The organism is Reichenbachiella sp. (genome assembly GCF_039941815.1).
Lineage (GTDB): Bacteria > Bacteroidota > Bacteroidia > Cytophagales > Cyclobacteriaceae > Reichenbachiella.
This window is the reverse complement of the sequence record NZ_JBDVDW010000062.1, coordinates 185,706-210,684: the sequence shown is the minus strand read 5'-3', so window position 1 is coordinate 210,684 and position 24,979 is coordinate 185,706. Positions and strand designations below refer to the sequence as shown.

The following is a 24,979-nucleotide window of genomic DNA, read 5'->3' as shown; positions in this document are numbered from 1 at the left end:
ATTGACAAAAAAACTTCTTTTTGTTGTATACATTCTGATTGTAGGATGCACCCCTGACGATATCTCTAGATCGTATGAGGAATCACACGCCAATCGACTATTATCAAAGGATGATACCAAAACCTGGTCGTTGGTATCACGAATTGAAAATGGTAATATCGTCACCAGCTCTTGCATAGATAATAATACACTCACCTTTGTGGAAGCCACAGATGCAGACAGCCTTTATATATTGGGACGCTCTTCAGATTGTGTAGCGTCAGATGAAATAGATACTCTATATAAAGCGAATTATACCCTCGACGTAGACGACTTGGATGTGTTTCAGCAGACGATCACACTTTCTGAAGAAAAACACAGCGGAATAGGCTCCTTTACGGTCGAACACCTAACCTCTGGAAATCTTCAGCTCCGCTATCGTGAGGGAAGGGTCAGAGTCGAAGAACAATATTCCTATTAATTTGTTAGCCTATAGGCTTCTAATTCCTCTAATCCATGGGAATGCGTATATATCTTTCTAATTTTGCATTTAGAAATTAAACCTCAATTATGAAATTTCACAATTCGATAATAGAAACGATCGGTGATACCCCATTGGTAAAACTAAATAGTGTAGCGAACGATGTAAAAGGCACCATTCTGGTAAAGCTGGAATACTTCAACCCTGGCAATTCCATGAAAGATAGAATGGCCCTCAAAATGATTGAAGATGCTGAAAAAGAAGGTTTGCTAAAGCCGGGTGGGACAATAATAGAAGGTACTTCGGGAAATACAGGAATGGGTTTGGCGCTTGCCGCTATTGCCAAAGGATACAAGTGCATTTTTACTCTGGCTGACAAGCAGAGTCCGGAGAAAATGGATATTCTTCGTGCTGTGGGAGCAGAAGTACATGTCTGCCCTACAAATGTGGAACCAGATGATCCCAGGTCCTACTATTCTGTGGCTAAAAAACTAAATGCGGACATTCCGAATTCATTTTATCCGAATCAATACGATAATACGTCAAACGCAACGGCTCATTATGAAAGCACCGGGCCAGAAATCTGGCGAGATACGGAAGGGAAAATAACTCACTATGCGGCGGGCGTAGGTACTGGTGGCTCTATGTGTGGAGTAGCTAAGTATCTCAAAGAACAAAATCAGGATGTGGTCACGGTGGGTATCGATACCTATGGTTCGGTATTCAAGAAATATAAGGAGACAGGGAAATTCGATATGAACGAAGTTTATCCGTATCTCACTGAAGGAATCGGCGAGGACATCCTTCCGAAGAATGTAGACTTTAGCTTGATCGATCATTTCGTAAAAGTGACCGACAAGGATGGAGCGCTGATGACTAGAAGACTGGCAAAGGAAGAAGGTATGTTTGTTGGCTGGTCTTGCGGGTCTGCTGTACATGGGGCGATAGAATATGCTAAAGAAAACCTGAAAGAAGACGATGTGATGGTGATCATTATGCCGGATCATGGTACTCGATATCTAGGTAAGGTCTACAATGACAACTGGATGCAGGATCATGGATTCACCGAAACTGGTAATTTCAGTACTGCCCGAGATATCGTGGCTGTCAAAAATGGACAAGCAGAGTTGTTTTTGATTGATAGTCAATCGAAAATAGGAGAGGCCATAGAAACCATGAATGCTCACAGTATAGATCAAGCTCCAGTCACATCGGATGGACAATTTGTTGGTAGCATATCTGATACAAAGATCTTAAAGTCTCTTATCGAGAATCCTTCGTTGAAGGATCAGCCGATATCAGAAATAATGGATCCATCCTTTAAATTTATTGCCCTGGACAACACGGTAGATGTAATGTCAAAGATTTTGGACAAAGACACTAAAGCCTTGCTTGTAAGAGATGAGGAAAATAAAGTGCATATTTTGACCCAGGCAGATCTATTGATGAGCTTGACCAACTAATTTGGTCAATAGATAATATAAAAGCCATCCTTGTGACTACAAGGGTGGCTTTTTTGGTTTGAAACATGAGCTTGCTATTATAGGTTTGTGATTTAGTATCAATGTTGTGCGTCCTACCTCTCCGGTTTTCACCATATGATACTATTGCACGCTGCAGCGGGTTTTTATGGCTTCAAAATTAGATTTCCATCTAATATCTGACCATTTCTTGCTAAGAATAGGCCGTATCCATCATTACAAAGTCCGAATTAGGTTCATTGACTCCTCTAGCTTTGTGTCATAGATAATTCAAGGAATTAACCACTTGAATATCGTGGAATTGCCTCCTAACCAGAATCATGGCAGGTCACTTAAGGCCGGGCAGTTTTTATTCAAACACTAGAGTTATGGTAGGCATCAAAAAATTCATATTGACTTCTTCAATTTTATATTTCTGCGTCCTTTCCGGCTGCAGCTTTGTTAGCCTGGTTCAGGACAATGAAGAACGGTCATTTCAATGCAAGTCAATGATGGTGACACTAGACGGCCAGTCCTACTCTCATGTGGATTATGCAGCTAAATTTACGCTAGATTCTGAAAAAGTAGTCATTAAATGCAACCTAGAAGACCAAGATTTTGAGAAAGAATTTGACGTTCGATTATTTAAGACTAGTGCAGATCATCGCTACTACTACTATGTCGAAGGCGTCAACAATCTATTCATCTTAGATAAAAGTAGAGGCACGTTAAAATTTTTTGGGAGTAATGAAAAGGGAAATAGAACTTTACCTTTCGCTGGCCAGGTTTTTCTTGGCAGTGTGAATAATGATGCCTATCCTAATCTTTAAAAAATGACCACGGCCACATTCAAAAAAATATCTGAAGGTGGCCGCGGACAATAAATCTTATTTGCTTTCCATCTCTGAAAGCAGTTGCTCTACTGCTTTTTTCAATTGAGAATCTTCTTGCCGACTACGTTCATCTGGAGCATTGTCCAGTATTAGGTCTGGTACAGCCGGACCCCACTCCATATTTTCCTCTGTCGCTTTCACATACCAGCCTCTGAATGGAAGTCGAATCAAACTACCGTCAATCAATGTCCTGCCGCTGGTAGAAATTACAGCTCCGAAGGTAGGCTTGCCCACCAGGGTGCCTATGCCCAAATGTTTGTAGGCATGGGAGAAAATTTCTGCGTTAGAGTAACTGCTTTCATTACATAAAGCGATAGATGGTTTGGTCCAGGCAGGGAAAGGAAGTCTCTCGCTATATGGATAATAATCCTTGAACTCCGCATGGGAGTCAAGATTGTCAGTAGCACCCCTTGGTACTGTATATGCATGCTGCTTTACATTCAGAATGGCCATGAGGTGATCTGTAGTCCATCCACCGCCGTTGAATCTTACGTCAATTACTATTCCTTTTTTACCATATCCTGCAGCTGATAATTCTCGTTCGAATTCTTCGAAGCTGGCCCACCCCATAGCTTGAATATGAATGTAACCTAGCTGACCACCGGAATAGGCATCTACCAGTTTTTTCTTCTCCCGTAGCCAAGCTTTGTATTTCGCTGATGAGTTGCTAGATACGGGACGGATCTCTACCTCACGAGATTGTCCCGAGGCATTTTTTACCGTGAGGAGTACACGTTCACCTACAGTTTCGTTCATGAGATCGTAGTAGTTGGTCTCTGGGGTGATCCTTGTACCATCTACTGCCGTGATTACCTCGTCTATAGTGAGGCTGCTGATCTCTCTGTCCGCAGGCATTTGTGGCAACTTACCTATTATCTGTACGCCGTCAGCCACAGGCTTTAGCTCCACACCGATCAGTCCAGTCTTGGTATTTTGTAAGTCTTTGCGTAGATCGCCGCGATATAGACCCATATGACTGGCATTGATCTGTCCCAGCATCTGATTGAATACCCTGTTGAAATCTTCTCTGGTAGAAGCCTTCATGGCTAATGGTTTATAAATCTCCTTCAATTGATTGAAATCCAATCCATGAAAGTTAGGATCATAAAACCCTGCGTTCAGCGCCTGCCAGGCTTCTTCGAAAATCTGATTGAGCTCTTCCTTGAAATCGATGTTGAGCTTAGCTGAGATGGGCAGACTCTCTTTTTTGTCACTGGATAGTTTGAATCGTGCAGGCTTCCCACCACTCATGCTTGCGTAGATGTATTCATTTTTGCTATCCATGACCATAGCAGATGGCTTTTCTCCTCCCGTAGTGATGGCCGTATGGTCTTTTTTGTCCCAAGAGATTTTGTAGAGGTCTACCTCAACTTTCGCTGGTTTGCCCCATCCACTTGAGCTGGTTGTATAATAAATAGTCTTTCCATCCTTCGATACCAACGGATCGATTTCATTGCCATAGAATGAAGTCACCTGTACTAATCTTTCATGAATATCCTCAAAATCAATTTTTATTGGCTTAGGGCCATCATCTTTCTTTTCTTCTTCAGTACCCTTTTTTTTCTTGTCTGAGGTTTTACTTGCACTCGGTTCGGCCGGCTCCTCTTCCTCATATTCCCACTCGTCAGCAGATTTTTCCCAATCCGCCTTTTTCAGCCAGAGAAACCAAATGTCATAGTCGCCATTGCTTCTTGCCGATGTGAAAACCAATTTGCTGCCATCAGGACTCCAGCATGGATTGCTGTCCAGTCTTGGGTGCATAGAGATATTCACTGGATTTTTGCTGCCATCAGCCTTATGAATATATACTTCCTCATTGAAGTATAGATCTTCTTTGCTATAAGCCAACCACTTCGAGTCAGGAGACCAGGCTATGCCATATGGCTGTGCCCAACCATCCAAAAGAATGGTTTCGTTGGATATAAAACCTTTGTCAGAGAGTGTGGAAGTGATCAATTTGCCAGTACCTCGTCTAAAAGCTAAGCTTTTCAAATCAGGAGAGACATACAGGTCGGACTCTTCTTCGGGAGTGTTGGTCACCTTGGATACATCTAGTTTGAGAGTTTTAAACAAATCTCCCTCTTTGGTGTCCGCTGAGCGCACGGCATAAATGTCGTAGTTTCCGCCGCGGTCCGAAAGAAAGATGAGTGTAGAGTCATTGACCCACTGTGGCTCCAGATCTCGGTAAGAAGAATTGGAAACATTAACCGTTTTGCTTCTTTCCTTATCATTTTCTGTAATGAATATCTCCCCTCGGATCACAAGTGCACTGTAGTCACCGCTTGGAGAGGGAATAATTTGATCAACATTTTTGCTGTAGGATTTTCTTTCAATCTGATCAAACCGGTAATCTGAACCGATACTCATATTGACCGCCGTTTGCTGCTTAGTATTGATATTGACACTTATGAGGTTATCACCTTGCATGAGTAATAGGGTCCGTCCACCGTCCCCAATAGTAAATGAGTTGATACCCTGATCGATGAAGGAGGTGATCGCTTCAATATTGCCTGTTGGTTTTCCAGCATCAGTCAAGGTCATTTGATGTACGTTGTACTTCCCACTTCTTGCCGATTGGAAATATAGTGTTTGATCATTGCCCCATCTCGGATAAATATCGTTTCTGCTGCTGGTCGTAAGCTGAGTATAGGATTTGCTCTGCGAGTCGTACAGCCAGAGGTCAGTATTGGCTGGGCCATCATAAGTTTCACGTTCATCTCGGCATGAACCTTTGACGAAGGCTACAAATCGACCATTTGGTGATTGCGTGGCGTAGAAGCCCAATGCGTCCAGGTAGCGGTATGGAGTGCCGCCCTTGAGACTGACGGTATGAATCTCGTTGTCCCATTCGATTCGATGATAGTTTCTATTGCCTGAAAAAAGTACTTTACCATCCGATGTGATATCGCTTGGCGAGTCACTGGCCGAGGAGAAAGTCAGTTGTTTTGGAATACCACCATTCAAGTCGACAAAGAATACATCATTGTTGCCATTTCTGTCACTGCTAAATACGAGTCCTTTACCATCCGGGCTCCAGATTGGACGGGTTTCATACCCCTCGTGAATAGTGATTCTTCTTGGCGAAGACCCATCGATAGAGGAGGTCCAGATATCCCCCTGGTAGGAGAATGCAATCTGCTGCCCATCCGGGCTGAGTGCAGGATGTACAATGAGAGGTTTGTTGGTTTGGCCCATGCTGGAGAACGTAATCATCAAAGCACAGACTGCTGTTGTTATTTTATACATAGAATTTTCGATTTATATCGACTACTAAAATAGAATAATATTCTTTGGTTTGGCTCTGAATTCTGTGATTGGTAATATTTAGAAATGATCGGTGACTTGCATCCGATATTTTACAGAAGAGAGACCTTACTAGCCAAAAGACATATTTGTTTCTGATTAAGATGATTGTCAAGGACTAATAGTTTGGATTATCTAACGGATTTGAGTTTTCAATCTTAAATCATAACGTCTCAAATTTTAGCATTAGGCTCAAAGCTCCTATTTTTGCATATCATCAATATACCTACCATGCACAGCATCAGTCGAGCAGGGTTATTCATTGTCCTATTATTCTTTTTTTTACCTGGTTTTATTCAGCCAAATGCCATGGCTCAGTCCATCATTGGAGGAGGTGAACTTGATCTGTCCGGCTACAAGCCAAGTTTTGACTATGAAGGACTCGACGGCACTTCGGAGAAACAAATAATAGGTCCGGAAGATTTAGACGGATACCTATCCCGAGCGGTCGATTATTTGAGAAAGGATGAAATTGAGCTGGCCAAGGCAGATCTCAATTATCTTTTGAAATACAACGATGAGTACGGAGGGGCTTTTTTCTATAGAGGACTATGTTATAAGGCACTTTCCAAAATCGACTCGGCAGTTGCAGATTTTGAAAAAGTGCTTAAGCTTGAGACCTTTCAGTTTTTTGGCCCCAGCCATCTTGAGCTCGGGTATATCAGGATGAATTTCTTCAATGATTATCAAAAGGCCAAAGACCATTTCTATTTGGCCCACAAGTTGAATCCAGACGATTTGCAGGTAAACTATGCGTTGGGTTATGCATACATGCAAACTGGGGAACACAACAAGGCCATTAGCTATGCAAAGCGAACTATAGAGCTGGAGCCCACTTATCCAGAATCCTATTATCTGCTCGCCGAGTCTCGAATCATGCAAAATCTCTATGGAAAAGCAAGAAGTGCTATTGATCAATTATTGGCTATTTACCCAACCGATGAAAGAGCCCTTGTCTTCAAATCCTTGATTCTACTTTATCAAAATCAGCCAAAGAAAGGCATCGATTTACTTAAAGGAGTGTTGATTAGAAATCCGGAAAATACGCAAGCGTTATTTTCTTTGGGAGTTATGTATTTCAAAAAAAAGCAATACGCCGAAGGCTTCAAAAAACTGGGAGCTTCTCTTAGACTTCAAGATTTGACCAGTAGAGAATATGGAATCAGTGATCAGTTGGATCGACAGTTGATGATGATGAATGCAATCATCTATGTGGCAGATGAAATAGAATCATATAGTGCTGAAATGCAGGAGTTGGCCTTCATTTATCTTTCCAACGTGGATCATATTCCTTTTTACCTATACTCTCCGTTGTATAGAAAAGTATGGATCTCAAATGAATATTTTCCAACCGGCCTATATCTTTTGCACGCGATTATTGCGGAGAGGGACAGGGCTAGAAATTATTTGGAAAAAGATAATCTAAGAATAATTGAAAGAGACACAAGTATCTATCATGTATATAGAAGCTTAGGCAAACACTATCAAAAAGGCAATAATTTTGATGCCGCTGATGTGGCCTTTACTAAGATGCTTTACCTGGACCGAGATCGTGCGGATGGTTATCGGTTGAGAGGAACCAACAGGGCAGAAAATGGAAAGTATTTTAAAGCCGTACAGGATCTGAACTTATACCTCTCGTTCAACAAAATAAATGCGGACGTACTTGAGACCCGTGCGGGTTGCTATCTCAATCTTGGTTATCTCGATTTGGCCGCAGAAGACTATAAGTCTGCAATTGATGTCAGCTCGGGCTATGTCAAAGGTCAGTCCTTTCTAAATTTAGCCACTATTAAAGCCCATAAGGGGGACACCACTGCGGCGCTTTCATTGTTTGACCGTGCCATTGAACTTTTAAATTCAAAAGGAGTTGAATCTGACGGGAAGTTGCCTCTTTATCAGGCTTATAATCTTCGCGGTCATCTCAAACTCAATAGGAATCAATTATCAGATGCCTTAGAAGATTTTACAAAATCTATCAGCATCGATGATTATTTTGATCTGAGTTACTTCAACAGGGGGATCACACATTATCGACTTGGCAACTATGAGGAAGCAATAACCGATTTTTCTAAGTGGCTTACTATTCATCCTGGAGATCCCGAGGGACTTTTTCTTCGTGGGAAAGCTTATCTCGCAATGAAAAATAATGATCAAGCCATAAGTGATTTGAAACGGGCTCAAAACTTGGGCGTATTGGACGCCAAGGAGCTATTGACGGAATTAGGTCAGTGAGTTAGATTCATAGCAGCTATTGTATTTGTCAAATCCATATTAAACCACATATTTGCACTTCAACATTTCAGGCATTGGACAAGAACGCACCCATAGGCATATTTGATAGTGGAGTAGGAGGGCTGACCGTGGCTCAAGCGGTAAAAAACCTTTTGCCTGGAGAAGATATGATCTATTTTGGTGATAGTGCTCACCTGCCCTATGGTGATAAATCTGCAGCTACCATTCAGGCCTACTCTATCAAGATTACAGATATACTGCTTCAGCGTGGTTGCAAGGTCATTCTGATTGCCTGCAATTCTGCATCGGCGGCGGCTTATGATCTGATCAAAGCCTATGTCGGCAGCAAAGCGGAAGTGATCAACGTGATAGATCCGGTGATAGAGCATCTGGAGAATCATTTGCAAAACAAAAACGTTGGTCTGATAGGTACACTACAGACCGTCAATTCAGGAGTATTTGAAACAAAAATTAGAAATAGAAGTATAGAAGTAGAGCTAAAAGCACTGGCTACACCGTTGCTGGTACCGATGATAGAAGAGGGGTTTATTCATAACTCGGTAAGCCATGAGATCATTGCCAACTATCTGAGTGATGCCAGCCTGTCCAACATTGACGCGCTGATATTGGGATGCACTCACTATCCTATCATCAAGGAGGACATAAAAGAATTTTATAAAAGCAAGGTAGAATTGATTGATTCTGCTAATATTGTAGCTCAAAGCTTAAAAAAGCAACTGAAGGCCCTGAATTTATTAAGCGACCAAACAATAGGTAATGATCAATTTCTCGTATCAGATTACACCCCGGCTTTCGAAAAAGCAGCACGCCTTTTCTTCAACAAGGAAATTCACCTTGAGAAGTACCCTCTCTGGGAGTAATTGTTGCTGTTGTTGCTGCTAATTCCCTCTCAAAAATAGGATCATTCTTTTCTGCTCATGAGTCTTTCCATTCATCTGGAAATTCCTCAGAGAATACTTAACTTACTTTTTATTTAACTGTTCATGATAGCGTTCTTATTCTATCTACCTTTTTTGCTGGTATTTGTGCTTTTGGCTGTCTATGCCGAACGCAAAGTGTCTGCATTCATGCAAGATAGACTGGGCCCCATGGTAACGGGAAAATATGGAATTCTACAGACGCTGGCAGATGTACTGAAGATGCTGCAAAAAGAAGACATCATCACTAAATCGGCCGACCGTTGGCTATTCATTTTAGCGCCGCTCGTGATATTTACGGCAATTTTTGCAGGCTTTGCTGTGCTACCTCTCACCTCGGATATACAAGGTTCGCAGGCTGAAACCGGGATTTATTTTCTAATGGCTGTGATTTCTCTTGATGTCATCGGCATATTGATGGCTGGGTGGGGGTCCAATAGTAAGTTTTCCCTCTTTGGATCGCTCAGGGCAGTTGCCCAAATAGTGTCATATGAAATTCCACTCGGAATCTCTATACTCTGTGTGGTCATGGTGACTCAGACGTTGAGCCTGCAGGAGATGTCAGTTCAGCAGGGGCTGCTCGATCCTTCAAATCAGTATGGTGGAATTCTGGCATGGAATGTATTCAGGTACCCCGTCCTTTGGATTGTTTTTGTCATATACTTTATAGCCTCGCTTGCAGAATCAAATCGAACGCCGTTTGATTTACCCGAATCAGAATCAGAGCTTATTGGAGGATTTCATACAGAGTATTCAGGTTTCCGATGGGCAATCATCATGCTCGGAGAATACGGTATGATGCTCTTGGTTTCATTGGTAGCGACCATACTTTTTTTTGGCAGCTGGAATACTCCGTTTCCCAATATCGGAGAAGTGACTTTGGCCGATTGGACGACGGGAAGCAAGGGTACTTTGGTCGGAGATATAGTAGGCGCCTTTTGGCTAATTAGCAAAGCTATGGTTTTGGTGTTTGTACAAATGTGGGTGCGGTGGACCTACCCAAGAGTCAGAGTGGACCAGATGATGTCCCTCAGTTGGAAATATTTAACCCCGATTGGTTTATTCATGGTGTTGGTATGTGGTATTTGGAAACTTTGGATTGGATAACTAGAAAAGCGCAGATTGAAACAGTATTTTAAAAATATCATCCAAACTTCTTTCTCGCTCCTCTATGGGCTAAAGATCACGATGCGGCATTTTTGGCAGGCACGCCAGTCCCGCACGCCAGTGGGAGTTGAGGATAAAAGTTATTTTGAGCAAAAAGATGGGATTGTGACCTTACAGTATCCTTTCGAACAGCTACCTGTGCCGGATACTGGGAGGTATCAATTGCACAATGAAATAGATGATTGTATTGTCTGTGATAAATGTGCCAAGGTTTGCCCTGTCAATTGTATTGACATAGAGCCCGTACGCGCAGTGGAAGAAATTGGAAAGACCTCCGATGGTACTTCTAAAAGAATCTATGCAGCCAAGTTTGATATCGATATGTCCAAATGTTGTTTTTGTGGACTATGTACAGTGGTTTGTCCTACAGAATGCCTGACCATGACTAAGGATTATGATTTTAGCGTCTTCGACCTCAAGGAGCATAATTTTGAATTTGGAGACATGAGCCCCGAGATGGTGGCTGAGAAAAAAGCCGAGTTCGATACCTACTCCGCCGAAAAGGAAAAGGCGAAAGCCGCCGCAGCTGCAAGCAAGTCGGATGGGAGCACAGTTGAAAAGCCTAAAGTTGGTGGTGCTTTCAAACCAAAAGTTAAAACGACTATGCCAGCCGAAGATGCAAAGCCGCAAGCCGATGGCGAAAAGCAAAATAAGCCAACGGGCAAGCCGGTGTTTAGACCGAAAATGAAATCCGCAGTCAAGTCAGAGGATAGTGCAGTTGAAAAACAACCTGCAGCTAAACCGATGGTTAAGCCTGCAGATAAGTCGGAAGAATCCGAGGAAAGTACCAACGCACAGACCCCAGCGGAGGAAAATGCAAAACCAAAGGCAGCAAAGCCTTTATTTAGACCAAAGATAAAGCCTGCCAAACCGAAGGATTCGGGAGATCAACCCAAAACCAATGATTAAGTGGGAGGAGTAGATTTAAATATTGTCGCCTTTTATATCCTGGTTGGATTCTCAGTGTTTTCTGCTTTGGGAATGCTCCTGACCAAAAATGTCGTGCACGCGGTATTCATGTTGGTGCTCGTATTTTTGGGTGTGGCCGGAGTATTTATCATTTCCAATGCTGAGTTCGTCGGGGTGACCCAAATTATGATCTATATCGGTGGCGTGCTAATACTGATGATGTTTGGCATTATGCTGACCCATAGGATAGATGGTGCAAAATTGGAATCTGAAAATAGAAGAGTCTTGCAGGCCAGCCTGATTGGGTTGGGCTTATTGATAGTGCTGTTATATCCTCTGCAGGGAGGGTTTCCCTGGTTTGCTGATACAGGCAAATCCGAATCAGGATTTACCATCACCGAGCAGTTGGGCATCCATCTCATGACATCAGAATTGCTAGCCCTTGAGCTGACTGCTGTGCTGTTGCTAATGGCGCTGGTAGGTGCAGCATATATCGCCGGAATCAACCTGAAGAAAAAAGAATGATACCCATAGAGCATTATATCGTTTTTAGTGCCATTCTACTCGTGATCGGGCTCATGATCGTATTGATCAAAAGAAATGTGATTATGATCTTGGCAGGTATAGAGCTCATTTTGAATGCGGCTAATATCAATCTGGTGGCTTTCTCACAGCATGACCCCAATCTATCTGGTCAAATGATGTCACTTTTTGTAATTGTGGTGGCGGTGGCAGAATCTGCTGTCGCTCTGGCTATCGTCTATCAGATCTTCCGACATCAAGAGGTGTCCAATGTGGATAAACTAAACGAATTGAACGGCTGATGCTAAAGTACACAGACATACTGCCGCTCATGATTTTATTGTTCCCGTTACTGAGTGCAATAAGTTCTTATTTCATTTTCAAAAAACGGGCAGGAATCGCTGCTGTGTTTTTTTCTGCACTGGTATTAGTTTACAGTATTTCTGCTGTTTTTTTCATTCCATTCAACACTGGGTTTGAGTTGGACTGGATTACAGTGGGCAATCATCACTTCGAAATAGGTCTGTATTATGATGCCCTGGCTGGCCTTATGCTTGTCGTGGTGTCCATTGTAGCCTTGCTCGTATCTATATTCTCGCTGGAGTATATGAAGCACGATCCGGGTCAGCCACGATATTTTGCTTTGCTCGGTCTTTTTGCTTTCTCCATGTACGGCATTGTACTGTCCTCTAATTTGCTCCTGACATTCATTTTCTGGGAGCTGGTAGGTTTTAGTTCCTATCTACTCATCGGATTTTGGTTCGAGAAGGAGGCACCATCTATTTCTTCGCTCAAAGCATTCCTGATGAACAAGATTGGGGATATTGGATTTCTGCTTGGGATATTTATTCTTTTTGCCTTTTTCAAGACTCTCAATATTCAGGACCTCATCACCCTTGACCCGGTGCACTCAAGCATACCTGGCACGCTGCTGATTATGATGGGCTTAGGTCTTTTTTTGGCAGCGGTAGGCAAATCGGCACAGTTTCCACTTCAGGCCTGGTTGCCTTCCGCTATGACTGGTCCCACACCCGTATCGGCACTTATTCACGCTGCCACTATGGTGGCGGCAGGCGTCTACCTCATGGTGCGCGTCTTTCCTTTGCTTGCTCAGGAGGTATTGGTAGTCATAGGGATTGTTGGTGGGTTGACCGCTTTTATGGGAGCCTTTGCCGCCTTCGCTCAAAATGATATCAAAAAAGTACTCGCTTATTCTACAGTATCTCAGCTTGGGTATATGATCATGGCTATAGGTGCTGGTTTGCCAGAAGCTGCCTTCTTCCATCTGATCACGCACGCTTTTTTCAAGGCGGGCCTCTTTTTGAGTGCGGGTAGTATTATTCATTACTATCATGATACACGCCATGAAGCTGACTTTGACCCTCAGGATATCCGCAACATGGGAGGACTGTCTCGAGTGCTACCAAGTACATTCATTGCCTTCACTTTGTGCATGCTATCTCTGGCCGGATTGCCGCTCTTCTCAGGTTTCTTATCCAAAGAATTGATTCTCAATGGACTGATGTCTGCAGATCATCTCCCCGGATATGTTGTCTTTTTTGGCTTTGTTTCAGTTTTCATGACTGCTGCTTATATGGCGAGATTATATTTCAAAGTTTTCTTCAATCAAGTCAGTGCAGGAGGAAAGTATTCAGAGGCGAGCATGGTCAAATGGCCACTTTTTTGCTTGTCTTTACTCTCTATTGCTTTCATCTTTACGGTCAATCCCCTCAATCCGTCAGGCACCTGGATATTAAATATGCTGGGCGCAGTGCAGAACGTTACCGAGGCACAGCACTCCCTCATGGTACCGATTCTTTCGATAGGATTGGCTTTGTCTGGATTGATGATTTCCTATTTATATGTGCAAAAAGAATTGTTGAAAGGACCTATGAGACTAGTAAAATCAATGGTGCACGGTGTTTCGAATAATAATTTTTATCTCGATCAGATGTATCATTTCATGATAGTTGAAGGATCCATTCGAGTTGCACGATTAGCCTCATGGTGGGATCAGAAAGTCATAGACCGAGGGGTCAACTATATCGGAGGGTCGCAGGTGGTGTTGGCCTATTTAGTTAGCTGGATTGACCTACGAGTAGTAGATGGTCTGATCCATCTGATGACTCGGCTAGTTTCCTTTATGGGACATCGAACGAGACAAGTGCAAGGAGGTAACGTGCAGGCTTATCTGGCCTGGGCTGTGGCTGGAGTTTTACTGATTTTCTATTTTTTGAATTAATGACATAACTGATATGGCAACTGATCATCTACTTACCTGGCTCATCTTTATCCCACTCATTGCAGCGTTGGTCATGGTGCTAGTACCTCAGAATAAGGCCCACGTGCACAAGTGGATAGCGTTGGTAGCTATGGGACTTGCAACCACACTCACATTGGTACTGGTGTTTTCATTTGATTCTGGTTTGGAAGGCTATGGAGCTGGGAGTTTGCAGTTTAGCCAACAGTTAGATTGGATCTCTTTGAGTGTAGGTTCATTCGGAAGCTTGTCTATACAGTACTACGTGGGAGTCGATGGTTTGAGCCTTGCCTTGGTGCTTCTATCCGCCATCATTCTCCTTATAGGGGTCATTTCTTCGTGGAACATTACCAAAAGTATCAAAGGCTACTTTATTTTGTATATGGTGCTCAGTTCAAGTGTTATTGGCTGTTTTGTAGCACTTGATTTTTTCTTATTCTATCTCTTTTTCGAATTTATGCTCCTGCCCATGTATTTCCTTATCGGAATTTGGGGAGGCAAAAGGAGAGCATATGCTTCCATTAAGTTTTTCATTTATACGCTAGTAGGCTCGTTATTAATCTTGATGGTCATGATAGGGCTGAGCCTCTCAGTGGTTCAGGAGCTCGATTCATCAGTGCATACCTTCGACATCATGAAAATGATGTACCCCGAAAATTTTATTCCCGGATCACTTTTGTCCATTGATTTCAATGGTCTCTTTTTAGGGTTGACCTATAGAGGATGGGCCTTTATTTTATTGATCGCAGGTTTCGCCATCAAACTCCCTGCAGTACCTGTCCATACCTGGTTGCCAGATGCTCACGTAGAGGCCCCAACGCCTATTTCTGTAGTGCTGGCTGGCATCTTGTTGAAAATCGGCGGATATGGTTTTTACAGAATAGCATACACCATATTTCCTGATGGTGCGCTGCAGTACGGTTGGTGGATTGCACTGATAGGTGTGGTTGCCATAGTATATGCGGCCTTCGTGGCCATGGCACAAGCGGACTTGAAGCGATTGATCGCCTACTCTTCAGTTTCCCATATGGGATTTGTGATGCTTGGTATGGCTTCCCTGACAGCCGAAGGCAGCTCAGGAGCACTCTTTCAGATGTTTAGTCATGGCATCATCTCAGCTCTACTGTTTCTCATGGCTGGTGTACTCTATGATCGTACGGGCGATCGTATGATTGCCAATTACAGTGGATTGGCTACCAAAATGCCCTTATTTACAGTAGCGATAATTATGTCATTTTTTGCAGCGCTCGGATTACCTGGATTTTCTGGGTTCATTGCAGAATTCCTTGTATTGATTGGTGCCTTCGATGGGGCTGTCAATGGAGGCATCGTAGAAATTTTCATGCCTATACTTGGACTTTTTGGTCTGGTACTAGGAGCAGCCTATTTTCTCTGGACTATTCAACGAATGTTCTTCGGGAAGTTTTGGGTGAAAGAGGAAGGCTGGCAATTACCAGATCTCAATACCCGAGAGTTGATCATGATTGTGCCGCTAGTATTGCTTACCCTGCTTTTTGGAATATTCCCAGGTCTATTACTCGATCTTGCGAATGAGACCGTCATGGGGTTTGTGGATTTTGTCAAAACACAAGGCAAGCAGAATTTAGAAATCATTAATGCGTTGGCACGATGAGGGGTACCCTAAACGAACAGCTACAAATCATCCTTGGCGATGCAGGGATTCTTCTTCCCGAAGCCATACTTATTGTTGGAGCTTTTGTTATACTCATGCTTCAGCTCTTGCTGAAAGAAAAGGGTGCAACCACCAAAACAATTGTCACGCTATTGATTCTGAGCCTGGTCTCACTGGGAGTTTCAGTTTCTGCGGACACGGGAATCTACTTCGGCGGGCTTATTACAAAGACTTCTGTTGTTGGTTTGATCAAGCCGTTTTTTGTAGCGATTACAGGGTTTGTTTTATTCTTTCCTAAAGGAGAACCTCTACAAAAGAGGGGTGAATATCATTTTATGTTGTTCATGATTTTGTTAGGTGCAATGCTATTGGTGCAGGTCAATAATTTACTACTCTTCTACTTGTCACTTGAGTTAATTTCCATTACATCTTATATTCTGATCAGCTTCAATTTTGACAAAAGGAGCTTTGAGGCAGGAATCAAATATCTCTTGTTTGGTGCCATGTCCAGCGGGCTGATGCTCTATGGCCTGTCGCTGCTTTATGGCATGTCTGGTACCTTAGAGATAAGTGGACTTGGGGAGTTCATAGCTAATGGTAATGTTAATAATCATTGGATTGCACTAGCTCTGATCTTATTTTTTGTAGGTATTTGGTTCAAACTATCCTTGGTACCCATGCACATTTGGTCACCAGATGCCTATGAGGCTGGACCTTCTCCTGTAGTTGCATATATCTCAATAGTACCGAAAATCGCAGTACTTGTGTTTTTCATGCAATTCGTGATGAATGCCAATCTTGACTTGCTGGATATTGATTGGAAACTGATATTTTCCGTATTGGCTATAGCGAGTATGTTTATGGGCAACTTATCTGCGCTCAGCCAACATGATGGCAAAAGAATGCTGGCCTATTCCTCTATTGCACATTCCGGGATGCTTATTATTGGCGTGATTGTCGGTAGTGACTTCGGCTTACAAGCGATGCTTTATTATGCGATAGTTTACGCTTTCATGAACCTGGGAGCTTTCTATTTGATTGACCTGTTTCAAAAGCAGGGATTCAATACTATTGAAGCATTGGCTGGTCAGGGTCGTAAGGCGCCCATCTTAGGTATATCAGCCGTGATTATCATGATCTCACTGGCGGGATTGCCGCCTACCGCAGGGTTCACTGCAAAACTCTTTGTATTCACGGCACTTTGGGAATCCTACCAACTCGAAGGTCAGCAGTATTTGATCTGGCTGTTTGGCTTTGGACTCCTCAATACCGCTATATCTTTGTTTTATTATTTAAAAATTCCTTATTACTTGCTGGTACATCCCACCGACTCAGAAAAAAGTATTAAATTTTCTATCAAAGATGGCACTATTGCATCCATCATCGTGTTCCTTATTTTATTATTATTCTTTAAAGCCGACCTATTGCTGAACGTATTAAATCAGTTTAACTTTGCACTTTAACAAGTGATATGAGCGACCCAATTAAACACGAATGTGGTATAGCGCACCTTCGTTTGAGAAAACCCCTTCAATATTATATTGATAAGTATAATACGCCCCTCTATGGTGCCAATAAGCTGTTACTGCTGATGAAAAAGATGCAGAACAGGGGCCAGGATGGAGCAGGTATCGCCAACATAAAACTTGGTCTGGAACCCGGTTATCGTTACATCAGCCGTTATAGGTCGATAGATTCCAACTCTCTCGAGCGGATATTTGATAAGGTGGGTAAGAAATTCGGAAAAGCGCTCAAGGAAGGTGGTAAGGAGAAATTTAGAGATGAGGAATGGCTGAAAAAAAACTACGGTTTTACTGGTGAAGTATGGTTGGGCCATCTCAGATATGGGACTCACGGAAAGAACAGTATAGAGAGCTGCCACCCGTTTCTACGACAAAACAACTGGAGATCTAGAAACCTGGTCGTAGCTGGCAATTTTAATATGACCAATGTAGATGAGCTATTTGATATACTTATCGCACTCGGACAAAACCCAAAAGAGAAGACGGACACCGTAACCGTCATGGAAAAAATTGGCCACTTTCTGGATGAGGAAAATCAAGAAATATTCAATAAGCACAAATTCCAGCTTTCGAATAAAGACATTACCAGAAAGATTGAAGAGGAGCTCTCTGTTATTAATATTCTAAGAAAATCTTGTCGTGATTTTGACGGTGGATACGCCATGGCCGGTATGCTTGGGCATGGAGCCTCATTTGTAGCACGGGACCCTGCTGGGATTCGTCCGGCATACTATTACGCAGACGAGGAGGTAGTGATTGTGGCCTCCGAAAAGCCTGCGATAAAAACAGCTACTAACTGCGCATACGGAGACATCAAAGAAATTACACCCGGTCACGCACTTATCATTCAGCAGGATGGCTCTTTTAAGGAGGAACAATTCATTGATTTGCTCCCCAAGAAATCCTGCAGTTTTGAGCGCATCTATTTTTCAAGAAGTTCTGATCCGGATATATATAGAGAACGAAAGAAATTGGGCGAATTGCTGGTACCGAAAGTCTTGCAGTCAGTCAATTTTGATCTGAAAAATACTATTTTTTCTTTCATTCCAAATTCAGCAGAAACAGCTTTTCTGGGATTGATGAGTGGCTTGGATGAATATCTGGTAGCCAAAAGAAAAGAAATTATTATCGAAGGTAAGCCACATGCCGGAGACATAGAAGATGTACTATCATTTAGACCTCGCGTAGAGAAAATGGTAATCAAGGATGCCAAACTGCGAACTTTTATTGCGGATGACTCTTCGCGAGACGAACTAGTGGCCAATGTATACGATACCACCTATGAGGTGGTAAACAAAGGGATAGACAACCTTGTGATTATTGATGATTCTATCGTTCGTGGAACTACATTGGAGAAAAGCATTTTGACGCTGCTTGACAGGTTGGAACCTAAGAAAATTGTGATTGTATCTTCCGCCCCTCAGATTAGATTCCCTGACTGCTATGGTATCGATATGAGCAAAATGAAAGATTTTGTGGCCTTCCGCGCTGTCTTGGAACTTCTGGAAGAGCACGATAATTCTCACTTGCTGGAGGAGGTTCTGGCAAAATGCGAAGATGCCGCCGACAATCCATCAGCTCCAAATTATGTTCAGGAACTGTACGAACCTTTCTCTGCCGATCAGGTTTCTGCCAAGATCACAGAAATAGTGAGGCCGAAAGCTATGAAAGCAGAATTGGAGGTGATTTTTCAGTCAGTAGACAATCTGCATAAAGCATGTCCCGATCATAAAGGTGACTGGTATTTTACTGGTGATTTCCCTACTGCAGGTGGTAATCGAGTGGTGAACAAGGCATTCGTAAACTACATGAAAGGGGTGACCGTAAGGGCATATTAAACCCACTCTCAGCATTCTCTTAGCTAATCTGATTCATTCATCCAGAACAGCTTTCCAATCATGAAACGGGCGACATAGTCAATGTTGCCGCAGGATTGGTCTATTATAATCAGCAGTTCGCCATTCGCTTTTTGATCCATTTTCTATGGTGGACCTTCGACCTTTTCAATGAGCATTCTCTAGCGGACTTATTAATCATCACTGCCAGCACTGGAAAATATTTCGAGAAGCCCAAATTCTTCCGAAAGGGGAAGAACGGGTTTCAGCATTTGGAGGGGAGGGTTTAATTGTATTTCCTCGTTTAATCTCTGTAAAACAATGTAAAAAAAGAATATGAGATTTCTAACTTATTTGTTATGTATTACAGTACTCTTATCCTGTAGTAACGGGGGTTCGGATGACAGCGACGGAACCGATTCAGGAGAATTGGCCGCTGCGTTTGCTGTATTCAATGAGGAGAGCGTAACCATCCTACTGGATGGAGATGAGGTTTTGATCGAATCCACTGGATTGCCAAATCATACTTCTCCCTACTGGTCACCAGATCACGAATTGTATGTGGAAGCCACAGTGGCAGAAGGCCTTGCTCCAGGGTATATCGACGATTTTAACGGTTCTTATAGTGTGACTTTACCTGCTAGTCCAACAAAATCCTCCTCGACAAGTGCGACGAGCTTGGGAGCCATTGGAATAGCGGTAAGTGGAGCTATGATTTACAATGATTCAGAGGGGCCAAATGTGCCATTAGATGATGCAGCTAGTAGCCTGGACTATTCGGGCGCGCATACTGGCCCTCAAAGTTATCATTATCACTTGGAGCCAGTGGCATGGTCTGACGATGATGATGAGCTGATCGGCGTGATTTCAGACGGATTTTTTCTTTACGGTAGAAAATGCACTTCTATAGGAGATTACCCATCTGATCTTGACGAATCTGGCGGGCATACCAGCACGACCAAGTACAATTCTGACGAGGAAGAGTATCATTATCATATCCAAAATGAACTCTATTTGAATCAGTACTACATTTTATTTCCGGGAGATTATCAAGGTACACCTAATGCAATCAACTAGAATCCTATCAGGTTTATTAGTCGCTTTAGTGACAGCCGTGCTATGCAGTTGGGTGTTTTTGCCTGATCAGCGAATTGAATCTCTTATCGAAAATAAGACCTCAATAAAGGTAGAGAAAAAGGAACTCTCTCTTCATGCGAATGAAGGGAGAGTATATTTTAATAATTTGCCTTTTGATGGTTGGTCGGTGCAGTATCACCTCAACGGCCAACTTGCGGAGCAAATCCAATTCATCGAAGGCAAAAAGATGGGTATGACCAACCGATGGTATCAGGATGGCACTTTGAGCTATACAGCTCAACACAAGGCCAATAGATTAGATGGAGAAGTGAAAAGCTGGTGGCCTAATGGAGTACTCCGTTCTCAATCCAATTTTGTAAATGGCAGAGCTGATGGTACTCAATATCAGTGGTACAAAAGTGGAAAGCCATTCAAAGAAATTAATCTTAAAATGGGCTTAGAAGAGGGATTGCAACGAGCATGGAGAGAAAATGGTAAGCTTTACACGAACTATGAAGCTAAAAACGGAAGGATCTTCGGTCTCAAAAGAGCAAGCCTATGCTATGAGTTGGGGGATGAAACTATTCTATAATAGATGATTGTTTCTAATATGAATCGATTGATATTATTGGTGGTTATAGGGCTTTGCTCTTGTCAAGCTCAGAATGAAAAAAGCAGCAGAGTGGAGCGATTGCCATTCTACAATGATCCTTCGTTTACTCCCGTATGGGTGGATAATTTAAATGAGTTATCGAATGACTTTCATTCGATTCCTGACTTCGAATTGATTGATCAGGACGGCGATACGATTACTACTGAACAGACAAAGGATAAAATCTATGTAGCCGATTTCTTCTTTACGTCATGCCCAGGTATTTGTCCTAAGATGACCAAAAACATGGGTATGTTGCAAAAGGCATTCATGGATGATAATGAGGTTATTCTACTTTCACATTCTGTGACTCCCGATTTGGATAGTGTATCTGTGCTGCAAAGCTATGCGAATCGGCATGGAGTTGTTTCTAAAAAGTGGCACTTACTGACCGGCGAGCGAGAGCTCATCTATGACCTTGGTCGTAATTTCTATTTTGTTGAAGAGAACCTTGGGATAGAAAAAAGTGCTGATGATTTTTTACACACAGAAAACTTCATATTAGTTGATTCTCAAAAGCATATCAGAGGAATTTACAATGGCCTCAATAAGACGGATATCATGCAGTTGATAGCCGACATCAAAACCTTGAAAAAAGAATCTACCACTCAATCATCATCATAAGATTTGGAGCAAATCCCAATGCATTTCTGTCTACAAACCGTGCAGGCGGTGGATTACCTCGAAAAGCCCTATCGATCAAATTGTCTTGATTGTAAAGGTTGAGTACAGATAGACCAAAACTAGCTGACCATTTTCTGCTGTGAGACTGGGGTATTTTATACGAGGCAGACAGATCTAGAGAATGGGTATTTGGATATCGCTCAGGCACTCCAATAAATGGATCTGGCGCCCTAGGGCTACCTGGAGCACGGTTGGCCTGTGCTCTCTCATATATAATCTGAACATAGGCGATTTCTAACGATTTTGCATTCAGCCCAGAACCGAATTTCCAAACGGCTGAAAATTTCCACCGTGCTTTTTGATAAGCAAACCCAATATAGGCAACGTGTGGTTGTACGTACTTCGATTTGTAAGTGACCGCATTTGTAGTGTCTAGCTGAATTTTTGAATTGCTGTAGGAATAGCCTACCCAGGTGGAAGTGCTTTCTCCTATCGCTCGTTTGAGATAGGTGTCGATACCGTAGAGCTGGTCATCTGCGGTGAAAAAAGTGCTCACTTCATTGAATCTACGATCTTCGTAGTAGGTGACGCCATTGGCTGTCTTGTAGTAACCCTCAATATCAAGTAGCCAGCGGTCGCCATTTAGCATGAAACCGGCCATAAACTGCTCTCCGGATATGATGTTGCCATTCATGTCGTCAGTCAGCATCCATAGCTCATTATCAAAGCCTCCGCTACCAAATTCCAGGTTTTTGACTTGGCTGATAAATTGATAATACTGTCCTGCAGAAGCTTTTAGGTTGACCCATGATGTGGGGCTGAAATTGGCAGTCAATCTAGGCGACCATTGAAAGGCGGCTCTCGGACTGTAGTAGGTGCCTCTCAGGCCTGCCTGCAGATACCATTTTTCAGAGTTGATCCATTCTATGTTTGCAAAAGGGGAGAGGGTATGTGCCTTCTGTGTATTTGCGATGACTATTGGCGTGTTGGAGAAGGCCGACACATTGCTATATTTTAGATCAGTGGACTGCCACTTGTAGTCAAGTCCAAATTGTAAAGCATAGGCCTCATTTTTGAGATTGGAAATCTCAAGTCGAGAATTATAGTCAGTCAATTCATTGAGTGCACGAAAATTAATGAGTTGGGCGATCGACCCGTTGTCATAAGTATATTTACTATAGGTATTAGTCAACTGACTGTACCAGTTGTCGTTTATTTGATATTTCCATTCCGCATTCAGTCCAAAATTCTCAAAGTCAGTACTTTCACTACTGCCAGCTTGTATGATCACCGGAAGATTGTATGTGAGGTTGGTGTTGCTATAAATCCCCGAAATAGAAAACTCATTTCTTGCATTCGGTTTTAATAATAATTTAGCGTGGTAGTCTTGAAATACCACGTCTGGCTGTGTTAGAATATTTCCGTTGACGTCAGCGAGCCCGGTTGCAGCAAAAACTGATTCTGAAATGGCCTCCAGCTTAGGTGATCTAACCCAGGTTGGGTAGGAGTGACGCGCGCCAAATGCCAGTCCAAGTTTGTTGTTTGCCAAGGGAGTTTTGCCATATGCCATGATATACAGAGTATTCATGCCTACTCCATACTGCGCTTCGTTGGAGACTTCTGTATCTGAGTTGACTAATACGGCTCCTCCTACTCGGCCACCGATTCTTGGGTGGTACCCGCTTCTATAAACTTCTACATTATCAACTACTTTTGGATTGTATGGTGAGATGGTGCCATAGTAATGCCCTCTATGATAAATGGGAATGTTGTCAAAAAGGATCATGGATTGATCTATGGAATTTCCACGGATAAACAGATTGCCTGGTCTGCCATCAGGAGTGGTCACTCCCGGTAGAGCTGCCAGTGAGGCGAATATGTCTCCATCGGTTTCGCCAGGTAGTAGCGGCAAATTTTTGACATCGATAGAGATGCTTTGATCTGCCGGATTCATATTGATTCCTTTTGTGACGTAGTCTTCAACCAACACGTCTTTCAGAAGGTAGGTTTGAGTTAAAAGTTGAAAGGACAGATTCTTGTTGCTTATCATTTCATTCACCGGAATCAGACGCTTTTCAAAGCCTGGCGCGTAGACAATCAGTGTGTCCTGTTGGGATGGTTGATACATGAATCGGGCCTTGTCGCCATCCATTGTTACATCGACCGGAACGCCATTAATGAAAAAGAAAAATGGTGGAGAGATGGTAGAATTGGCCAAAGAGTCAGTTAGTAGCAAGGAGTACTCTGCGCTAATTACCCGTAGCGTAAAATATTCATCACTTATTCTTAGGAATTCAAAAGGGAGCTGTTTCTCGGTCAGGGCTATAAAGTCATCCAAATCCTGAGAGACCGTAACTTTGGAGGTTATTTGTTCGACGAGTACGGGATCATACGAGAACTTGACATTTTCTTCATCCTCATAATGCTTGAGCGCTTGCGTAAATGAAATTTTTTGTTGTGCCATCAGCATGCTGTTGCCAATACACACCAGCAAGGTGAACAAAAGTAAGTATCGCATGTCCAATTTTTCTCTGCTTATTCTGACAAATATAGCGTTTTGCCGTCAAGTCGGTAAGAAATACCCAGTGTTGGGAATATTATTTTTAGCGCCTGATCCAAATCTTCTTTGGGTATTGATCCAGTAAATCTTCTCGCAAGATTAATACTGCCATAGTTTATGGACAGGCCATAATTGGACTCTAATTCGCTTAATACTATCTTAATTGGGGTATTGTCAAAAGAGATGTGATCTTTGATCCAATCGGGTAATGCCGCATCAAACAATTTTTTCGGATCCCACTTGCCGTTAAAAAACAAGCTGGATTCTCCCTTATCAAGGACAATGGATTTATTGCTTTTCGCGGTAGCTCGTACACGCCCCTGATAGCAGGTCGCGTGCAGTGCCTGATCCACTTGGTGCACTACGAATCTGGTGCCTAATACCGACACCGTGCCTTCTGAGGTGACGACATCGAACTCACCTTCTTGGGGTACATCGAAATAGGCTTTACCTGTTAGGGTGATTTTTCTCTTGCCTTTTTTCCAATCAGACTTTGACCAGCTCGCTATTGAATTTGCGCTCAGAATCATTTTTGAAGAACCGTCTGGAAGATCTACAGTCTTGATTTCTCCATATGCTGTTTGATGCTCAATAATCAATGAAGATTTCCACACGCTCTGACCCACGAAAATCGCAAGTATAATAGCGGCAGCAACAGAAATGTATTTCCAACTTAATAAGCTGATTACTTTACTTTTACTCTTTTTTGGAGAATCCAAAACTAGCCTGGGGTCAAATATTTCAGTGTCTTGATCAGGTACCCATTGATCTACTTCTGTAAGAATCTGTGTGTATTTTAAAAACTCCTCACGCGATAAGTGCTTACTCGCCTCATCAGCCGAAATGTCTCCATTTAGCCATTGAGTTAGTATTGCGTCTTTATCTGTGTGATTAGTTTTCATTTCTTTTTTAGTTTCTCTACTGCTAT

The 24,979-nt window shown here is 42.6% G+C and carries 19 protein-coding genes; 16 read left to right on the top strand and 3 right to left on the bottom strand.

Annotated features, from left to right (window positions below; all coding sequences use genetic code 11):
- Position 1: 1 nt before the first annotated feature.
- The 3 genes from ABJF11_RS16665 (at position 2) to ABJF11_RS16655 (ending at position 2,750) form a co-directional block, all read left to right on the top strand.
- On the top strand, positions 2 to 460 hold the full coding sequence (locus ABJF11_RS16665; protein ID WP_348121199.1) for a hypothetical protein: 459 nt from the start codon (positions 2 to 4) through the stop codon (positions 458 to 460).
- Between the two features lie 89 nt (positions 461 to 549).
- Positions 550 to 1,923, top strand: coding sequence for a pyridoxal-phosphate dependent enzyme (locus ABJF11_RS16660; protein ID WP_348121198.1), 1,374 nt, complete (start codon positions 550 to 552; stop codon positions 1,921 to 1,923).
- Positions 1,924 to 2,309: 386 nt separating this feature from the next.
- Complete coding sequence (locus ABJF11_RS16655; protein WP_348121197.1) at positions 2,310 to 2,750, top strand: hypothetical protein; 441 nt, start codon at positions 2,310 to 2,312, stop codon at positions 2,748 to 2,750.
- 57 nt (positions 2,751 to 2,807) lie between these two features.
- Here the strand turns inward: ABJF11_RS16655 and ABJF11_RS16650 are convergent, their stop codons facing one another.
- Positions 2,808 to 6,059 carry a S41 family peptidase gene (locus ABJF11_RS16650; protein ID WP_348121196.1) on the bottom strand — a complete coding sequence of 1,084 codons (3,252 nt, stop codon included), beginning with the start codon at positions 6,057 to 6,059 and terminating at the stop codon, positions 2,808 to 2,810.
- Between the two features lie 288 nt (positions 6,060 to 6,347).
- On the opposite strand from ABJF11_RS16650, the gene ABJF11_RS16645 reads away from it, so the two are divergent.
- The 13 genes from ABJF11_RS16645 to ABJF11_RS16585 all read left to right on the top strand — a co-directional run bounded on the left by ABJF11_RS16645 (position 6,348) and on the right by ABJF11_RS16585 (position 21,491).
- A complete protein-coding gene (locus ABJF11_RS16645; RefSeq protein ID WP_348121195.1) occupies positions 6,348 to 8,351 on the top strand; it encodes a tetratricopeptide repeat protein in 2,004 nt (667 codons plus the stop codon).
- A 74-nt stretch (positions 8,352 to 8,425) separates the two neighbouring features.
- Entirely contained in the window at positions 8,426 to 9,232 is an 807-nt protein-coding gene (murI, locus tag ABJF11_RS16640) for a glutamate racemase (RefSeq protein WP_348121194.1), read from the top strand.
- A gap of 123 nt (positions 9,233 to 9,355) precedes the next feature.
- Positions 9,356 to 10,396, top strand: coding sequence for an NADH-quinone oxidoreductase subunit NuoH (gene nuoH, locus ABJF11_RS16635; protein ID WP_348121193.1), 1,041 nt, complete (start codon positions 9,356 to 9,358; stop codon positions 10,394 to 10,396).
- Between the two features lie 15 nt (positions 10,397 to 10,411).
- Entirely contained in the window at positions 10,412 to 11,365 is a 954-nt protein-coding gene (locus ABJF11_RS16630) for a 4Fe-4S binding protein (RefSeq protein WP_348121192.1), read from the top strand.
- A complete protein-coding gene (locus ABJF11_RS16625; protein WP_348121191.1) occupies positions 11,366 to 11,890 on the top strand; it encodes an NADH-quinone oxidoreductase subunit J in 525 nt (174 codons plus the stop codon).
- Entirely contained in the window at positions 11,887 to 12,189 is a 303-nt protein-coding gene (gene nuoK, locus ABJF11_RS16620) for an NADH-quinone oxidoreductase subunit NuoK (RefSeq protein WP_348121189.1), read from the top strand. Before ABJF11_RS16625 ends, nuoK begins: the two co-directional genes overlap by 4 nt.
- A complete protein-coding gene (locus tag ABJF11_RS16615) occupies positions 12,189 to 14,129 on the top strand; it encodes an NADH-quinone oxidoreductase subunit L (RefSeq protein WP_348121188.1) in 1,941 nt (646 codons plus the stop codon). Before nuoK ends, ABJF11_RS16615 begins: the two co-directional genes overlap by 1 nt.
- 13 nt (positions 14,130 to 14,142) lie before the next feature.
- Positions 14,143 to 15,780: an NADH-quinone oxidoreductase subunit M gene (locus ABJF11_RS16610; protein ID WP_348121186.1), complete on the top strand. Its 1,638-nt coding sequence runs from the start codon at positions 14,143 to 14,145 to the stop codon at positions 15,778 to 15,780.
- The gene (locus ABJF11_RS16605; protein ID WP_348121185.1) at positions 15,777 to 17,243 is read left to right on the top strand and encodes an NADH-quinone oxidoreductase subunit N; all 1,467 of its coding nucleotides are present in this window, start codon (positions 15,777 to 15,779) and stop codon (positions 17,241 to 17,243) included. Before ABJF11_RS16610 ends, ABJF11_RS16605 begins: the two co-directional genes overlap by 4 nt.
- Positions 17,244 to 17,251: 8 nt before the next feature.
- The gene (locus tag ABJF11_RS16600) at positions 17,252 to 19,141 is read left to right on the top strand and encodes an amidophosphoribosyltransferase (RefSeq protein WP_348121183.1); all 1,890 of its coding nucleotides are present in this window, start codon (positions 17,252 to 17,254) and stop codon (positions 19,139 to 19,141) included.
- A 333-nt stretch (positions 19,142 to 19,474) separates the two neighbouring features.
- Positions 19,475 to 20,215, top strand: a complete 741-nt coding sequence (locus ABJF11_RS16595; protein ID WP_348121182.1) for a YHYH protein — start codon at positions 19,475 to 19,477, stop codon at positions 20,213 to 20,215.
- Positions 20,202 to 20,807, top strand: a complete 606-nt coding sequence (locus ABJF11_RS16590; RefSeq protein WP_348121180.1) for a toxin-antitoxin system YwqK family antitoxin — start codon at positions 20,202 to 20,204, stop codon at positions 20,805 to 20,807. The genes ABJF11_RS16595 and ABJF11_RS16590 overlap by 14 nt, the downstream gene beginning before the upstream one ends.
- An 18-nt stretch (positions 20,808 to 20,825) precedes the next feature.
- Complete coding sequence (locus ABJF11_RS16585) at positions 20,826 to 21,491, top strand: SCO family protein (protein WP_348121178.1); 666 nt, start codon at positions 20,826 to 20,828, stop codon at positions 21,489 to 21,491.
- Here ABJF11_RS16585 and ABJF11_RS16580 read toward each other — a convergent pair.
- Positions 21,469 to 24,009 carry a TonB-dependent receptor gene (locus ABJF11_RS16580; protein ID WP_348121177.1) on the bottom strand — a complete coding sequence of 847 codons (2,541 nt, stop codon included), beginning with the start codon at positions 24,007 to 24,009 and terminating at the stop codon, positions 21,469 to 21,471. The genes ABJF11_RS16585 and ABJF11_RS16580 overlap by 23 nt on opposite strands.
- A 17-nt stretch (positions 24,010 to 24,026) precedes the next feature.
- The gene (locus tag ABJF11_RS16575) at positions 24,027 to 24,953 is read right to left on the bottom strand and encodes a FecR domain-containing protein (protein WP_348121175.1); all 927 of its coding nucleotides are present in this window, start codon (positions 24,951 to 24,953) and stop codon (positions 24,027 to 24,029) included.
- Positions 24,954 to 24,979 lie beyond the last annotated feature (26 nt).

What these genes read in the sequence shown, in the direction of transcription:
- ABJF11_RS16610 (WP_348121186.1), top strand. Translation starts at nt 14,143, where the DNA reads ATGGCAACTGATCATCTACTTACCTGGCTCATCTTTATCCCACTCATT.
- nuoH (WP_348121193.1), top strand. Translation starts at nt 9,356, where the DNA reads ATGATAGCGTTCTTATTCTATCTACCTTTTTTGCTGGTATTTGTGCTT.
- ABJF11_RS16575 (WP_348121175.1), bottom strand. Translation starts at nt 24,953, where the DNA reads ATGAAAACTAATCACACAGATAAAGACGCAATACTAACTCAATGGCTA.
- ABJF11_RS16655 (WP_348121197.1), top strand. Translation starts at nt 2,310, where the DNA reads ATGGTAGGCATCAAAAAATTCATATTGACTTCTTCAATTTTATATTTC.
- ABJF11_RS16595 (WP_348121182.1), top strand. Translation starts at nt 19,475, where the DNA reads ATGAGATTTCTAACTTATTTGTTATGTATTACAGTACTCTTATCCTGT.
- ABJF11_RS16605 (WP_348121185.1), top strand. Translation starts at nt 15,777, where the DNA reads ATGAGGGGTACCCTAAACGAACAGCTACAAATCATCCTTGGCGATGCA.
- nuoK (WP_348121189.1), top strand. Translation starts at nt 11,887, where the DNA reads ATGATACCCATAGAGCATTATATCGTTTTTAGTGCCATTCTACTCGTG.
- ABJF11_RS16615 (WP_348121188.1), top strand. Translation starts at nt 12,189, where the DNA reads ATGCTAAAGTACACAGACATACTGCCGCTCATGATTTTATTGTTCCCG.
- ABJF11_RS16660 (WP_348121198.1), top strand. Translation starts at nt 550, where the DNA reads ATGAAATTTCACAATTCGATAATAGAAACGATCGGTGATACCCCATTG.
- ABJF11_RS16645 (WP_348121195.1), top strand. Translation starts at nt 6,348, where the DNA reads ATGCACAGCATCAGTCGAGCAGGGTTATTCATTGTCCTATTATTCTTT.
- ABJF11_RS16650 (WP_348121196.1), bottom strand. Translation starts at nt 6,059, where the DNA reads ATGTATAAAATAACAACAGCAGTCTGTGCTTTGATGATTACGTTCTCC.
- ABJF11_RS16585 (WP_348121178.1), top strand. Translation starts at nt 20,826, where the DNA reads ATGAATCGATTGATATTATTGGTGGTTATAGGGCTTTGCTCTTGTCAA.
- ABJF11_RS16600 (WP_348121183.1), top strand. Translation starts at nt 17,252, where the DNA reads ATGAGCGACCCAATTAAACACGAATGTGGTATAGCGCACCTTCGTTTG.
- ABJF11_RS16590 (WP_348121180.1), top strand. Translation starts at nt 20,202, where the DNA reads ATGCAATCAACTAGAATCCTATCAGGTTTATTAGTCGCTTTAGTGACA.
- ABJF11_RS16580 (WP_348121177.1), bottom strand. Translation starts at nt 24,009, where the DNA reads ATGCGATACTTACTTTTGTTCACCTTGCTGGTGTGTATTGGCAACAGC.